The organism is Nocardioides sp. YIM B13467 (assembly GCF_042788075.1).
Lineage (GTDB): Bacteria > Actinomycetota > Actinomycetes > Propionibacteriales > Nocardioidaceae > Nocardioides.
In genome coordinates, this window is sequence record NZ_JBHZPJ010000046.1 from 2,236,359 (window position 1) to 2,250,696 (window position 14,338).

Consider the following 14,338-nt stretch of genomic DNA (forward strand, 5'->3'; position numbering starts at 1 on the left):
GCCGTGGTGCTGGGTCAGGCGGTCCTGGCGAGGTCGGCGTCCGATGCGGGGGCATCGGTTCCGGTGCCGGCGTCGATCGAGCCGAAGTGGGCGACGCCGAGGAGGTAGCTGCGTACGGTGTGCTCGAAGATCTGCTTGGTGTTGAGCTGGTTCGCTGCGCCGGCGGCTGTCAGGGCCGGGAAGCGCTCGGGGTCGGCGTGCTCGAACCGGACGCGAGCGCGCGACGGCGGCCGCATCGCCTCCGCGATCGCGGCGCCGAGCGAGACCTTCTCCAGGCCGTCGAGGATCTGCACGTGGAGCTCGACCGGCACCCCGCACTCGCTCAGATAGATGGCTGCCTGCTCGTACATCTCGGTGAGCAGGTCGCGCGGCATGAACCGGAGCAGGATCGGGGCGGCGTTGCGGTGGCGCAGCACCGACGACCTGAAGTTCAGGGCGAGCTGTGTGAACCACTCCGCCCAGTCGTTCTGTGACGGCTTTCGGGGGAGGGGGGTCTTGGCGACGATCGCGTGGGCCACTGCCGCGAGGATCTCGTCCTTGTCGCTGAAGTGGTGATAGAGCGACGGCGCCTTGACGTTGAGCTCGCGGGCCAGCCGCGGCAGGCTCAGGGCATCGATGCCGTCTCCGTCGATGATCTCCAAGGCGGCCTTGATGGTCGCTCCTCGGCTGATCAGCGGTGTGCTCGGTCGTGCCATGGTGCCCTCCTCTGTCCTGCGGCGTCCGATAACCGCATCGCTTTAGATTCTCGCACGTCTTGGCCGACTCGGCGGCGACGCCTGCGCGTTTTGCTGGTTACACTCTTGTAAACCTAATGACGAAAGGTTTAGTGTGATCGCGACCCCATAGTCGTGAACGTCAGGAGCCCCTATGACCAACGCCGTGATCGTCGACATCGCCAGGACAGCCTCGGGCAAGGGGAAGCCGGGGGGCGCGCTCTCCGGCGTCCACCCCGCCGATCTCTTCGCTACGGTCATCCGTGCCCTGGTCGAGCGCAACGACCTCGACCCGGCGCTGATCGAGGACGTCATCGGTGGCTGCGTGGTCCAGTACGGCGACCAGGCCCTCAACATCACCCGTACGGCCCTGCTCGCTGCGGGACTGCCGGTGGAGGTCCCGGGGACGACGATCGACAGGCAGTGCGGCTCGTCCCAGCAGGCCGCGCACTTCGCCGCCCAGGGCGTGATCGCCGGCGCGTACGACATCGTCATCGCCGGCGGGGTGGAGTCGATGAGCCGGGCGCCGATGGGCAGCTCGGTCGGCACGGGCGACCCCTTCGGGCCCCTCGCCGCCCGCTTCCCGAGCCTGCCGAACCAGGGCATCGGTGCCGAGCTGGTGGCCGCGCGCTGGAAGCTCGACCGCGACCGGATCGATGCCTACTCCGCCGAGTCGCATCGCCGTGCCGCCACGACCGCCCTCTCCGGCAGCTTCGGCCCCGAGATCGTCCCCGTGACCCTGCCCGATGGCAGCAGCCACGTCGTCGACGAGACCGTCCGGCCCGCTACGACCGCGGAAGGGCTCGGCGGGCTCAAGCCGTCGTTCTACACCGAGGAGATGGCGTCCCGCTATCCCGAGATCGGCTGGCACATCACGCCGGGCAACTCCTCGCCGCTGACCGACGGCGCCTCGGCGGCGCTGATCATGAGCGAGGAGAAGGCCGCCGAGCTCGGCCTGACCCCGAGAGCCCGCTTCCACACCTTCGCGGTCACCGGGTCCGACCCCGAGATCATGCTCACCGGCCCCATCCCGGCCACCCACAAGGCGCTGAAGAAGTCGGGCCTGAGCATCGACGACATCGACGCGTACGAGGTGAACGAGGCCTTCGCGCCGGTCCCGATGGCGTGGGCACAGGAGTTCAACGCCGATCCGGTGCGACTCAACCCGAGGGGCGGTGCCATCGCCCTCGGCCATCCGCTGGGCGGTTCGGGCACTCGCCTGATGACCACCCTCATCAACCACCTCGAGGAGACCGGCGGGCGGTACGGCCTGCAGACCATGTGCGAGGGCGGCGGGATGGCCAACGCGACCATCATCGAGCGTCTCTGACCACCCACATCCCCGGAAGGACCAGCATGAACATCACCGGCAAGTCTGCCCTCGTCACGGGCGGAGCCTCCGGCCTCGGCCTCGCCACCGTACTGCGGCTCCACTCCGCAGGGGCACGAGTCGTGATCCTCGACCTACCCGGCAGCGAGGGCAAGCAGGTCGCCGCCGATCTCGGTGAGCACGCCGTCTTCGTGGCGGCCGACGTCACCGACGAGGAGCAGGTGCAGGCTGCCGTCGACACGGCCGTCGCGCAGGCACCGTTGGCGGTGACCGTGAACTGCGCGGGCATCGGCAACGCGATCAGAGTCGTGGGGAAGGACGGTTCGGCGTTCCCGCTGCCCGACTTCGCCAAGGTGATCGGCGTCAACCTGATCGGCACCTTCAACGTCCTCCGGCTCGCGGCGGCCGCGATGGTGGCCAACACGGAGATCGACGGCGAGGAGCGCGGGGTGATCGTCAACACCGCCTCGGTCGCTGCCTTCGACGGTCAGATCGGCCAGACGGCGTACTCGGCCTCCAAGGGTGGCATCGTCGGGATGACCCTGCCGATCGCCCGCGACCTGGCCAGCCACCGGATCCGGGTCAACACCATCGCGCCGGGCCTGTTCCGCACACCGCTGTTCAACGCGCTGCCGGAGGAGGCCATCGACTCCCTGGGAGCCCAGGTGCCTCACCCCAGCAGGCTCGGCAAACCCGAGGAGTACGCCGGCCTGGTCGCGCACATCGTCGAGAACCCGATGCTCAACGGCGAGGTGATCCGGTTGGACGGAGCGATCCGGATGGCGCCTCGCTGAGGTGGACGGTCACGCTGACGGCACGGCGACCGGTCACGCCGAAGCCTGGGAGACTCGCATCGGTGTACCGGAGTCGTTCACCGCGGCCGAGCTCGAGACAGAGCCGGACGAGCTGCCGGGCGGCGCTGCGTGGGGACCACTCATCGAGGCGCTGCGCGAACTCCTGGACGAGGTCGCAGGATCGCTGCCGGAGCAGGAACGTGCCATCGCGCTCACCCGGCAGGTCGAGCACTGGTCGGCACAGTTGAGACAGGACCAGGTGCCTGAGGTGCTACAGGCGTTCGGCCACCGCGTAGACCTGCACGGCCGCGGCCAGGTGATGGCCCCCGCCTTCGTGCTCACCGCTCGCGGCCCGGACAGCGTCGAGGGAACCGTCACCTTCGGACGCTACTTCCTCGGCGGCAACGGAGCGGTCCACGGAGGAGCGATCGCGCTCCTCTTCGACGAGGTGCTCGGGCGTCTCTCCGACACGTCCTCGCGACCACCGGGCCGCACCGCCAGCCTGACGGTGAACTACCGGGCGGTCACGCAGATCGGCAAGCCGCTCACCGTACGGGCCCGCTTCGAGGAGGAGTCCGGTCGCAAGCGATACCTGGTCGGGGAGATCTGGGACGACGGGATCCTCTGCGCCGACGCCCGCGCCCTCTTTCTCGGCCTGCGTGCGGACCAGGACTGAGACGCCTTGCGCCAGACAGACGGATTCAGACAAGGAGCATGCGATGACTGATGTTGCCGCGATCGCGGAGGCGACCCGGAGGCTGGTCGAGACCCATGTCCTCCCGGTGGAGGACGAGTACGACGGTGACGTCGAGGCCGCGGGCGGGGAGGCGTTGCGTGTCCGGTTGCAGGCCGAAGCCCGCGCGGCAGGGGTCTTCGCCCCGCATGCGCCGGTCGGCCACGACGGCCTCGGTCTGGGGATGGTCGACCGCGCGCCGGTCTTCGAGGCTGCGGGGAGGGGGCTGTTCGGTCCGATGGCTCTCAACATCAACGCGCCCGACGAGGGCAACATCCATCTGCTCGCCCACGTCGCTGACGCGAGGCAGCGGGAGCGGTTCCTGGCGCCCCTGGCACGTGGCGAGGTGCGTTCTGCGTTCGCGATGACCGAGCCGTCTCCGGGGGCTGGGGCGGATCCGTCGGCGTTGGTGAGCCGGGCGGAGCCGACCTCGTCGGGATGGTTGCTCAACGGTCACAAGTGGTTCATCACCGGTGCCGACGGCGCTGCGTTCCACATCGTCATGGCGCGTACGTCCGGCGAGCCCGGTGGTGCGGGTGGAGCGACGATGTTCCTGGTGCCCGCGGACGCTCCCGGCGTCGAACTGGTACGTCATGTCGGCACGCAGGACCGCTCGATGCTGGGCGGGCACTGCGAGATCACCTACACCGATGTCGAGGTGGGCGAGGACGCGGTCCTGGGCGAGGTCGACGAAGGGTTCCGCTACGCGCAGGTACGCCTCGGCCCGGCTCGGATGACCCATGTGATGCGCTGGACCGGCGCCGCCGCCCGTTCCCATGAGACAGCCGTACGCCACGTCGCCGGGCGCCGGGCGTTCGGATCCCGGCTCGCCGAGCAGGGGATGGTGCAGCAGATGGTCGCCGACAACGAGATCGACCTGGCCGCGACGAGGGCGCTGCTCCTGGCCGCCTGCCGCGAGCTCGACGACGGCGGCCGAGCGTCGGAGTCGACCTCGATCGCCAAGACCTTCGCTGCCGAGGCGCTCTGCCGGGTCGCGGACCGCGCGGTGCAGATGTGCGGCGGCCTGGGAGTCTCCCGTGACCTGCCGGTGGCCCGGATCGCCCGTGAGCTTCGCCCGTTCCGGATCTATGACGGGCCCTCCGAGGTGCACCGCTGGTCGATCGCCCGCCGCGCCGTGCGCCGGATCGCGGGAGACGCCTCATGAGAGGGGTGCTCGCCGAGATCGAGCTGGCCGCGGTGCGCGAGCGGATGCTGGCCGCCGGCGCCGAGGTCGGTCCTGGGCTGGATGGCAGCCTGATCTCCGGTGGCCGCTCCAACCTCACGGTGCTCCTCCACGACGGCGTACGCCGCTGGGTGCTGCGCACGCCTCCCCGGCACGGCCGCACCCCGTCGGCGCACGATGTGGGGCGTGAGTTCCGTGTCACCGACGGGTTGGCAGCCACCGACGTACCGGTCGCGGCGCCGGTGGTCTTCTGTGAGGACGAGACGATCCTGGGCGGACCCTTCTCGGTGTGGGAGTTCGTCGACGGCGTGACCGTCCAGTCCCGTGACCAGCTCGACGCTCTGGATCAGGGCGTCATCGACGGCATCTCCGGTGCCCTGGTCGAGACGCTGGCGGCGCTGCACCGGGTCGACCATGTCGCGGTCGGGCTGGAGCGTTTTGGCCGGCCCGATGCGTACGTGCGTCGTCAGATCACCCGGTGGTCGGGCCAGTGGGAGCTGGTCGCGCCGAGCGACGCCCACGTGCGCGATGACGCGACTGCGGCGCGCAGGCTTCTCGAGGAGCAGATTCCCGAGCAGCGGCACACCTCGATCGTCCACGGCGACTACCGCATCGACAACGCCCTGCTGGACCTCACCGGAAGCGCGCCACGAGTCGCGGCGGTCGTGGACTGGGAGCTCTCCACGATCGGCGACCCGATCGCCGACGTGGCCACCATGTGCGCCTACCGACACGCCGCCTTCGACCGGGTCCTGGGCTTCCGGACCGCGTGGACCAGTCCGCGACTCGATGACCCGGCTGCCCTTGCCCGGCGCTATGAGCGAGCCGGCGGGGTCGAGCTCGAGAACTGGCCTGTCCATCTGGGGCTGGCCTACTACAAGATCGCCGTCATCGCCGCCGGCATCGACTACCGCTGGCGGGCCGAGGGTGCACCGGAAGGCGGCAACGACACCGCGGGATCCGCGGTCGTGCCCTTCCTGGAGGCGGCCCTGACCACCCTGACCGCTGACCGTCCCGCCGGCCGGCCGACCCGAGGAGCGAGATGTCGTTCGACAACCTGCTGAGTCCGTTGCGGCTCGGCACCCTGGAGCTGCCCAACCGCGTCGTGATGGGCTCGATGCACACCGGACTGGAGGACACCGACGACGACATCCCGCGGCTGGCCGGTTACTTCGCCGAGCGTGCCCGCGGGGGCGCCGGGTTGATCATCACCGGCGCCTACGCCGTCAACGCCGAGGGCCGCCTCGAAGAGGGCGCCGGCGACATGGCGACCGACGACCGGATCGACGCCCATCGCCAGGTCACCGACGCGGTGCACGCCGAGGGCGGTCGGATCGCGCTGCAGCTCATCCATGCCGGCCGCTACGGTCGCCACGCCGCCAGTGTCGGTGCATCCTCGATCAAGAGCCCGATCAACCCGTTCCAGCCGCGCGCGCTGACCACCGAGCAGGTCTGGCAGGTCGTGGAGGACTTCGCCGCGGCGGCTGCGCGTGCGCGGGCCGCCGGTTATGACGGGGTCGAGATCATGGCCTCGGAGGGCTACCTGATCAACCAGTTCCTCGCGCCGCGGACCAACGACCGCACCGATGAGTGGGGTGGTTCGGCGTACGCCCGGACGCGTCTGCCGGTGGAGATCGTGCGCCGTATCCGCAACGAGCTGGGACCGGACTTCCCGGTCCTCTACCGGATCTCCCTGCTCGACCTGGTCGACGGTGGCCAAACCTGGCAGGAGACCATCGAGCTGGCACAGGCGCTGGAGGCCGATGGCGTGACCGCGTTCAACACCGGCATCGGCTGGCACGAGGCTCGCATCCCGACGATCATCACCCAGGTGCCGCGCGGTGCCTGGCTGCGCTACACGCGGTTGCTGAAGGCCGCGGTGGACGTGCCGGTGTGTGCTTCCAACCGGATCAACACACCGCAGCTCGCCGAGGACATCGTCGCCGACGGCGACGCCGACCTCGTCGCGATGGCCCGGCCGTTGCTGGCCGACCCGGACTTCGTGGCCAAGGCGGCTGCCGGCCGCGCCGACGAGATCAACACCTGCATCGCGTGCAACCAGGCCTGCCTGGATCACGGGTTCTCGGGTCTGGAGGCGACCTGCCTGGTGAATCCGCGCGCCTGCAAGGAGACGGTGTGGACGATCGAGCCCGCGCCACGGCGCCGCCGGGTCGCGGTCGTCGGGGCCGGTCCTGCCGGGCTCGCCGCCGCGGTGACCGCGGCGGAGCGCGGGCTCACGGTCACTCTCTTCGAACGTGAGCAGGAGGTCGGCGGGCAGTTCCGGCTGGCGATGGAGGTGCCCGGCAAGGAGGACTTCGCCGACACGCTGCGCTACTTCCGCCGTCGTCTGGAGGTGCTCGGGGTCGATGTACGTCTCGGGGCCGAGGCGACGCCGGCCGACGTCGAGAGCTTCGACGAAGTCGTCATCGCCACCGGGGTCAGGCCCCGGATCCCACAGATCCCCGGAATCGACCACGCCAAGGTGGCGAGCTATGCCGACGTACTCGCCGGGCGAGTGACACCGGGCGAGCGCGTCGCGGTGGTCGGCGCCGGGGGGATCGGCGTCGACGTGTCCCACTGGCTCACCCACGACCCGAAGGAGGACCTCGACGGGTGGCTGGCGCGCTGGGGCGTCGACCCCACTCTGACCCAGCCCGGAGGGCTCGCCGAGCCGCGGCCGTACGAGCCGTCCCGGAAGGTCACCCTCCTGCAGCGCAAGGCGACCGCGATCGGCAAGGACCTCGGGAAGACCTCGGGCTGGGCTCATCGAGCGGTGCTCGGCCAGGCGGGGGTCAGGCTGGTCCCGGCGGCCTCCTACGAGCGCATCGACGACCGCGGCCTGCATGTCGTGGTCGACGGGGTCTCGCGCACCATCGAGGCGGACACCGTCGTGGTCTGCGCCGGCCAGGAGTCGGTGCGCGACCTCTACGACGCCCTGGTCACTGCCGGTCTCACGCCGCACCTGATCGGTGGTGCTGAGCTGGCCGCGGAGCTCGACGCCAAGCGCGCGATCGCCCAGGGAACCTCCGTCGCAGCGGCGCTGTAGCGGCAGTCTCAGCTCGAGAGGTAGTCGCGCAGGTGAGTCATGGTGGCGTCGAGCAGGTCGGGGAGCGAGGCGTCCTCGTCGGCGAGCCATGCCTGGTAGGAGGTCAGGGCGAGGGCGAGCGAGACCTGGCCGACGGTCTGGGGGAGCAGATCGTCGGGGCGCCCGTCGACGCGCTCGGCGACGTACTCGGCGATGACCTCGCGCCAGCTGGCGTAGCGGAGCACCGAGTGGGCCTGGAGCGCCGGAGTGGTCAGGATCAGGCGCATCCGGTCGCGGTGGCTGGGGCTGGCGTCGGCGGGGAAGTCGTTGAAGGCGAGTACGCCGCGGTGGACCGCCTCGTGCAGCGGGAGGTCGGCGGGCATGGAGCGCAGGATCTCGCGGAAGCCGTCGAGCGTGCGGTCGAACTGACCCCAGGGGATGTCGTTCTTGGAGGGGTAGTAGCGGGTGATGGTGCGCCGGCCGACCCCGATCGCCGCGCCGATGTCGTCGAGGGTGGTGGCCTCGAAGCCCCTGGTCACGAAGAGCTGGAAGGCGGCCTGCTCGATCTCCGCGTGCGTGGTGGCAGCTGGGCGTCCGCGGAGCGAGCCGCGCGGCTTCGCGGAGGCGGGGCTGGTCGGCATCCGACGCAATCTATCAGCACGGCTTCGGCAAAAGAACAGCTTGTTTCGGTGAACCTCTTTATTTTTGACCCTCGGTGTCATTAATGTGTCGTGTGTCACGTAATCGCGTCGTCAGGCGCATCGAGGATGAAGGAGATTGTCATGAGCCCAGAGGAGACCACCCAGGTCGTGGACGAGGCCCTGACCGAGGAGTCGCTGATCGAGGAGGTCTCGATCGACGGCATGTGCGGCGTGTACTGATGCTCGTCACGCTGGAGAGCGCATGGGCGCTGTCGCCGTCGGTGGCGCTGCGGCCGGAGCCTTTCGGAGCGCTGGCCTACCACTTCGGGAACCGGAAGCTGACCTTCCTCAAGCGTCCCGAGCTGGTGGCGGTGGTGCGTGCCCTGGGGTCGCACCCGGACGTGCGCGGTGCGCTTGTGGCATCCGGAGTCCCGGAGGGCCAGCACGCTGCGTACGTCGCTGCGCTCTCCGGCCTCGCCAAGACCGACATGATCCGCCCCGTGGTGTGAGGAGCCTGTGATGAAGCTGGTGGAGAACTTCGAGCTCGGCCTGGATGCGCCGATCTGCCTGACCTGGGAGCTGACCTACGCGTGCAACCTGGAGTGTGCGCACTGCCTGTCGAGCAGTGGCCGGCGCGACCCGCGTGAGCTGAGCACGGAGCAGTGCGAGGCGGTGATCGACGAGCTGCAGCGGATGCAGGTCTTCTACGTGAACATCGGCGGCGGTGAGCCGACCGTACGTCCCGACTTCTGGCACCTGGTCGAATATGCCGTCGCCCACGACGTCGGGGTGAAGTTCTCGACCAACGGCGTCCGGCTGACCCCGGAGCGGGCGCGCTGGCTGGCCGCGAGCGACTACGTGGACGTCCAGATCTCCCTCGACGGCGCCACCGCCGAGGTCAACGACCGGGTGCGGGGGACGGGGTCGTACGACACCGCGATCACCGCGCTGCGCAACCTGCACGAGGCGGGGTTCCGCGACGCCAAGCTGAGCGTGGTCTGCACCCGGGAGAACATCGGGCAGCTCGACGAGTTCAAGGCGATCGCCGACCGGTTCGGTGCGACCCTGCGGCTGACCCGGCTGCGTCCCTCGGGCCGCGGTGCGGATGTGTGGGACGAGCTCCATCCGCTGCCCGAGCAGCAGCGGGAGCTCTACGAGTGGCTGGTGGCCAACGGTGACAATGTGCTGACCGGCGACTCTTTCTTCCACCTGGCCGCCTTCGGGCCCGAGGACGGCAGCGGCGCTCTGCCAGGGCTGAACCTGTGCGGCGCCGGCCGGGTGGTGTGCCTGATCGACCCCGTCGGCGACGTCTATGCCTGTCCGTTCGCGATCCACGACCAGTTCCTGGCCGGCAACCTGCTCACCGACGGCGGCTTCGACTCGGTGTGGAAGACCTCGGCGCTCTTCCAGGAGCTCCGCAGCCCGCAGACCGGTGGCGCCTGCTCGGGCTGTGCCCACTACGACTCCTGCCGCGGCGGTTGCATGGCCGCGAAGTTCTTCACCGGTCTGCCGCTGGACGGTCCGGACCCGGAGTGTGTCCAGGGGTACGGCGAGACCGCGCTGGCCGGTGCCCGGACCATTCCCGCGGTCGGCCAGGACCACTCCCGCAGCGCCCCCAGCCGTAACGCGCCGGTGCTGCTGACGCTCTCCCGTCGGCGTCCGGACGCCGATCTTGCCCCGCCGGTGAGTGCGTGCGCCGAGTCCCCGCTGGCCGGCTTCGCACCCAACTGACCCTGAGAACAGAAGCGAGAGAACAGACATGGCCTGGAAGAACCCCTGGAAGCAGAACCCGTGGTTCGAGTCCGTCGCGGTGGCGCAGGAGCGTGCCCGCAAGCGGCTGCCGAAGCCGGTGTACGCCGCGCTGCTGGCCGGCTCGGAGCGCGGCCAGACGATCGCGGACAACCAGCAGGCGTTCGCCGACCTCGGGCTGGCCCCGCATGTGGCCGGCCATCACGACAAGCGCGAGCTGGCGACCACGGTGCTGGGCCAGGAGATCGGGTTCCCGGTGATCATCTCGCCCACCGGCGTACAGGCCGTCCACCCCGACGGTGAGGTCGCGGTCGCGCGGGCGGCGGCGGCTCGGGGCACGGTGATGGGGCTGTCCAACTTCGCCTCGAAGTCGGTCGAGGAGGTCGTGGCGGCCAACTCGGCGACGTTCTTCCAGATGTACTGGACCGGTGACCGTGAGGTGATGATCCGCCGGATGCGCCGTGCCCATGCCGCCGGGGCTAAGGCGCTGATCGCGACCCTGGACTGGTCCTTCTCGATGGGCCGTGACTGGGGCAGCCCGGAGATCCCGGAGAAGGTCGACCTGTCCGCGATGCTCAGGTTCGCGCCGCAGGTGATGAGCCGGGGGAGATGGCTGGCGGCGTACGCCCGCAGCGGCGGCATCCCGGACCTGACCGCCCCCAACCTGGCGCCGATCGCCGACGACGGCAGCCTGGGGGAGCCGCCCACGTTCTTCGGCGCCTACTACGAGTGGATGACCACGCCGCCGCCGTCGTGGGACGACGTGGCCTGGATGGTCAGCACGTGGAAGGACCTGACTGCCTACAATTCTGGTCAGGGCAAGCCGTTCATGCTCAAGGGCGTGTGCCGAGTCGACGACGCGCTGCGCGCGGTCGACGCGGGCGTGGACGCGATCTCGGTCTCCAACCACGGCGGCAACAACCTCGACGGCACCCCGGCCACCATCCGGGTGCTGCCCCCGATCGCCACCGCGGTGGGCGACCAGATCGAGGTGCTCCTCGACGGTGGCGTACGCCGCGGCTCCGACGTCGCCAAGGCGCTCGCCCTGGGAGCGCGTGCGGTGATGATCGGCCGTGCCTACCTGTGGGGTCTGGGTGCCAACGGCCAGGCCGGTGTCGAGAACGTCCTCGACATCCTCCGCAACGGCCTCGACTCCGCGGTCCTCGGCATGGGCAAGGCCTCCGTCCACGACCTCACGCCGGAGGACCTGGTGATCCCCGACGGCTTCGAGCTCGCCCTGGGCCGACCACTGGGCCGACCACTGGACCGGCCGTGAGCCTGGTCGACCGTCCCTGGCCGGAGATCGTGCCGGGCGGCACGGTCCTGGTGCCGGTGGGCTCCACCGAGCAGCACGGCCCCCACCTGCCCCTCGACGTCGACACGGTGATCGCGACCGCGGTGGCCGACGAGCTCGCCCCGCTCATCGGGGCCTCCGTCGCTCCGGCGGTGCCGATCGGGGCCAGCGGGGAGCACCAGTCGTTTCCCGGGACCATCTCGATCGGGACCGCGGTGCTGACCTCGGTCCTGGTCGAGCTCGGCCGCTCGCTGACCACCTGGGCCTCCCGGGTCGTCCTGGTCAACGGTCACGGCGGGAACCTGGACGCGGTCACGGCCGCTGTCACGGTCCTTCGTGCCGAGGGGAGGGAGGTGTCCTGGGTGCCCTGTCAGGTCCCGGACGCGGATCCGCACGCCGGCCACACCGAGACCTCGCTCATGCTGCATCTCGCCCCCGAACGGGTACGCCTGCGGCAGGCCGTCCCCGGCAACACCCACCCGATCGCCACGCTGCTGCCGGTGATGCGGGCGGGCGGCGTCGAAGCCGTCTCGGCCAACGGGATCCTCGGCGACCCGACCGGAGCGAGCGCCGAGCAGGGCAAGCGCATCCTGGAGGCGATGGTCGTCGGTGCCTATGACCGGCTCCGGATGGGAGCGGCGGCACGATGAGTGACGAGACGACACGGGTCGCGCTGGTGACCGGTGCCGCGCGCGGGATCGGTGCGGCCACCGTGCGCGGCCTGGTGGGCGAGGGCGTACGCGTCGTCGCGCTCGACTGGTGCGCGGGGGAGGACTCTCCGGCCGGCTATCCCCAGGCCACGAAGGCCGACCTGGACACCCTGGTCGCCTCGCTCCCGACCGGCTGGGTCGAAACGGTTGTCGGTGACGTACGGGACCCGGCGGCGCTGACCGCCGCGGTCGATGCCGCGAAACAGAGGTGGGGCCGGCTCGACGTCGCCGTCGCAGGTGCGGCGGTGATCGCCGGTGGACGCCCGCTGTGGGAGGACACCTCGCTCGACCTGCAGTGGCAGATCGACGTCGCCGGGGTCTGGAACACCGCCGCGGCCGCCGTCCCCGCGATGATCGCCGGGCCCGATCCCAGCGGCTGCCGGTTCGTAGCGCTCGCCTCCGCAGCGGGCTCGCGAGGGCTGTTCCACCTCGCCGCCTACAACGCCGCGAAGCATGCCGTGGTCGGTCTGGTGAGGGGCCTGGCGGCCGACCTGGCCGGCACGGGCGTGACCGCGTGCGCCGTCTCGCCGGGCTCCACCGACACCGCGATGCTCGCGGCTACAGCCGACCTCTACGGCGTCGGCCCGGACGACCTCGCAGCACACCAGCTCCTGCGCCGCCCGCTCGCGCCCGACGAGGTCGCGGCCACCGTCGTGCACGCCTGCTCGCGTGCCGGGGCGGTGCTCAACGGCTCGGTCGTCTCCGCCGACGGAGGCTTCGGCGGATGACGCTGCCGCCTGGGTTCACGGTGCGGGTGCGCGATGACGTACGTCTCCTGCCCACGGCAGATGGTGGGTTGTCGCTGGTCGGCGGCTCGCCGTTGCGGTCGATGCGCCTGGCGCCCACGGCTGCCGACCGGGTGGCCGGCAGACAGGTGCAGGTGCACGATGCCACGTCCGACCTCATCGCTCGCCGCCTGCTCGACGGCAACCTCGCCGATCCCGCGGGCCTGGCACCCATCGACCCGGCCGAGCTCACCGTCATCGTCCCGGCCCACGACCGACCCGAGCTCCTCGACGGCTGCCTCGCCGCCCTGAGCGAGCTCGGCGTCATCGTCGTCGACGACGCCTCCCATGACCCGGAGGCGGTCGCGGAGGTCGTACGCCGCCACGGCGCCACCCTCCTCGCGCTGACCGACAACCTGGGGCCCGCCGGCGCCCGCAACGCCGGGCTGGCCCGGGTCGCCACGACCTACGTCGCCTTCGTCGACTCCGACGTCGCCGCCGCCCCGGAGATGCTCGCGCAGCTGGCCGGTCATCTTGTGGACCCTCGGGTCGCGCTGGTGGGGCCGCTGGTGCGGGGGCACAGCGACAAGGCCCGGCCGGCGTGGTTCGAACGGCACGACATGGCCGCCTCCTCGCTCTCCCTGGGCACCAGAGCGTGCTCGGTGCGCCCCGGCGCGGCCGTCGGCTGGCTGCCGTCGGCCTGCCTGGTCGCCCGCACCTCGACCCTGCGAGAGGCCGGCGGCTTCGCGAGCGACCTGCGCGTCGGTGAGGACGTCGACCTGGTCTGGCGACTGGTCGAGGCCGGGCACGTGGTCCGCTATGCACCCGACCTCGAGGCCCTGCACGAGGTCCGCGGCACCGTACGCGGCTGGCTCGGCCGCAAGGTCGTCTACGGCACCGGCGGTGCCGAGCTCGGCCGCCGTCACGGCTCCGCGGTCGCCCCAGCCGTACTGTCCCCGGCCATGGCCGCCGCCGGAGCCGCGATCCTCGCCTGCCGCTGGTGGTCGGCACCGGCGGCGCTCGCCTCGCTGGCCTGGGGCAGCCGCGTCGTCTCGGAGGCTCTCCCCGACGTACCCGGCCGCCGTGGCCTCGCCTCGCGCCTCGCCGTGAGAGGACTCGGCTGGTCATTGCGCCAGGAGTCGGCGCTCCTGCTGCGCCACTGGTGGCCACTCACGCTGGTCGCCTGCCTGTTCAGCCACACCGCACGCCGCATGGTGCTCGCCGCGCTCGTCGTCGACACCGCCGTCGCCTTCCACGAGACCGACGTCCGGCCCATGACCCTCCTCGGCCGCCGCCTCGACGACCTCGCCTACGGTGCCGGACTCTGGCTCGGCGCCGCGAGATCTCGGTCCCTGCAATGCCTCACCCCGCGCCTCGTGCGCCGGGCAGCCCGATAGGCCGTATGGACTTTCGAAAGAAACTTTCTTACTTTCGCATAATG

General features: G+C 70.8%; 15 protein-coding genes. 13 read left to right on the forward strand and 2 right to left on the reverse strand.

The features are described from left to right. Positions 1–14: 14 nt before the first annotated feature. Positions 15–695: a TetR family transcriptional regulator gene (locus ACFX43_RS17815; RefSeq protein WP_378830972.1), complete on the reverse strand. Its 681-nt coding sequence runs from the start codon at positions 693–695 to the stop codon at positions 15–17. Between the two features lie 172 nt (positions 696–867). Between ACFX43_RS17815 and ACFX43_RS17820 the strand changes: the two genes are divergently transcribed. Genes ACFX43_RS17820 through ACFX43_RS17845 form a run of 6 tightly spaced genes read left to right on the forward strand, consistent with a single transcriptional unit; the run spans position 868 to position 7,799 of the window. Beyond that, positions 868–2,043 carry a thiolase family protein gene (locus ACFX43_RS17820; protein ID WP_378830977.1) on the forward strand — a complete coding sequence of 392 codons (1,176 nt, stop codon included), beginning with the start codon at positions 868–870 and terminating at the stop codon, positions 2,041–2,043. 26 nt (positions 2,044–2,069) lie between these two features. Continuing rightward, positions 2,070–2,837: a 3-hydroxyacyl-CoA dehydrogenase gene (locus tag ACFX43_RS17825; RefSeq protein ID WP_378830981.1), complete on the forward strand. Its 768-nt coding sequence runs from the start codon at positions 2,070–2,072 to the stop codon at positions 2,835–2,837. Position 2,838: 1 nt separating this feature from the next. Then, the gene (locus ACFX43_RS17830; RefSeq protein ID WP_378830987.1) at positions 2,839–3,513 is read left to right on the forward strand and encodes a PaaI family thioesterase; all 675 of its coding nucleotides are present in this window, start codon (positions 2,839–2,841) and stop codon (positions 3,511–3,513) included. A 43-nt stretch (positions 3,514–3,556) separates the two neighbouring features. Then, complete coding sequence (locus ACFX43_RS17835) at positions 3,557–4,735, forward strand: acyl-CoA dehydrogenase family protein (RefSeq protein ID WP_378830994.1); 1,179 nt, start codon at positions 3,557–3,559, stop codon at positions 4,733–4,735. Then, complete coding sequence (locus tag ACFX43_RS17840) at positions 4,732–5,817, forward strand: phosphotransferase family protein (RefSeq protein ID WP_378830999.1); 1,086 nt, start codon at positions 4,732–4,734, stop codon at positions 5,815–5,817. Before ACFX43_RS17835 ends, ACFX43_RS17840 begins: the two co-directional genes overlap by 4 nt. Further along, entirely contained in the window at positions 5,796–7,799 is a 2,004-nt protein-coding gene (locus ACFX43_RS17845; protein ID WP_378831007.1) for an NADPH-dependent 2,4-dienoyl-CoA reductase, read from the forward strand. The genes ACFX43_RS17840 and ACFX43_RS17845 overlap by 22 nt, the downstream gene beginning before the upstream one ends. 8 nt (positions 7,800–7,807) lie before the next feature. Here the strand turns inward: ACFX43_RS17845 and mftR are convergent, their stop codons facing one another. Then, on the reverse strand, positions 7,808–8,419 hold the full coding sequence (gene mftR, locus ACFX43_RS17850) for a mycofactocin system transcriptional regulator (RefSeq protein WP_378831013.1): 612 nt from the start codon (positions 8,417–8,419) through the stop codon (positions 7,808–7,810). Between the two features lie 141 nt (positions 8,420–8,560). On the opposite strand from mftR, the gene mftA reads away from it, so the two are divergent. The 7 genes from mftA to mftF are packed head-to-tail and all read left to right on the forward strand — an operon-like array spanning position 8,561 to position 14,294. Further along, a complete protein-coding gene (gene mftA, locus ACFX43_RS17855; protein ID WP_378831025.1) occupies positions 8,561–8,659 on the forward strand; it encodes a mycofactocin precursor MftA in 99 nt (32 codons plus the stop codon). Beyond that, positions 8,659–8,928: a mycofactocin biosynthesis chaperone MftB gene (gene mftB, locus ACFX43_RS17860; RefSeq protein WP_378831034.1), complete on the forward strand. Its 270-nt coding sequence runs from the start codon at positions 8,659–8,661 to the stop codon at positions 8,926–8,928. Before mftA ends, mftB begins: the two co-directional genes overlap by 1 nt. A 10-nt stretch (positions 8,929–8,938) precedes the next feature. Continuing rightward, positions 8,939–10,150 (forward strand): mycofactocin radical SAM maturase, encoded by a 1,212-nt coding sequence (mftC, locus tag ACFX43_RS17865; RefSeq protein ID WP_378831048.1) that lies wholly within the window; start codon positions 8,939–8,941, stop codon positions 10,148–10,150. Positions 10,151–10,178: 28 nt separating this feature from the next. Continuing rightward, a complete protein-coding gene (gene mftD, locus ACFX43_RS17870; RefSeq protein ID WP_378831056.1) occupies positions 10,179–11,444 on the forward strand; it encodes a pre-mycofactocin synthase MftD in 1,266 nt (421 codons plus the stop codon). Next, complete coding sequence (gene mftE, locus ACFX43_RS17875) at positions 11,441–12,112, forward strand: mycofactocin biosynthesis peptidyl-dipeptidase MftE (protein WP_378831062.1); 672 nt, start codon at positions 11,441–11,443, stop codon at positions 12,110–12,112. The genes mftD and mftE overlap by 4 nt, the downstream gene beginning before the upstream one ends. After that, complete coding sequence (locus tag ACFX43_RS17880; RefSeq protein ID WP_378831065.1) at positions 12,109–12,900, forward strand: mycofactocin-coupled SDR family oxidoreductase; 792 nt, start codon at positions 12,109–12,111, stop codon at positions 12,898–12,900. The genes mftE and ACFX43_RS17880 overlap by 4 nt, the downstream gene beginning before the upstream one ends. Then, entirely contained in the window at positions 12,897–14,294 is a 1,398-nt protein-coding gene (gene mftF / locus ACFX43_RS17885) for a mycofactocin biosynthesis glycosyltransferase MftF (protein ID WP_378831073.1), read from the forward strand. Before ACFX43_RS17880 ends, mftF begins: the two co-directional genes overlap by 4 nt. The last annotated feature ends 44 nt before the right edge of the window (positions 14,295–14,338 follow it).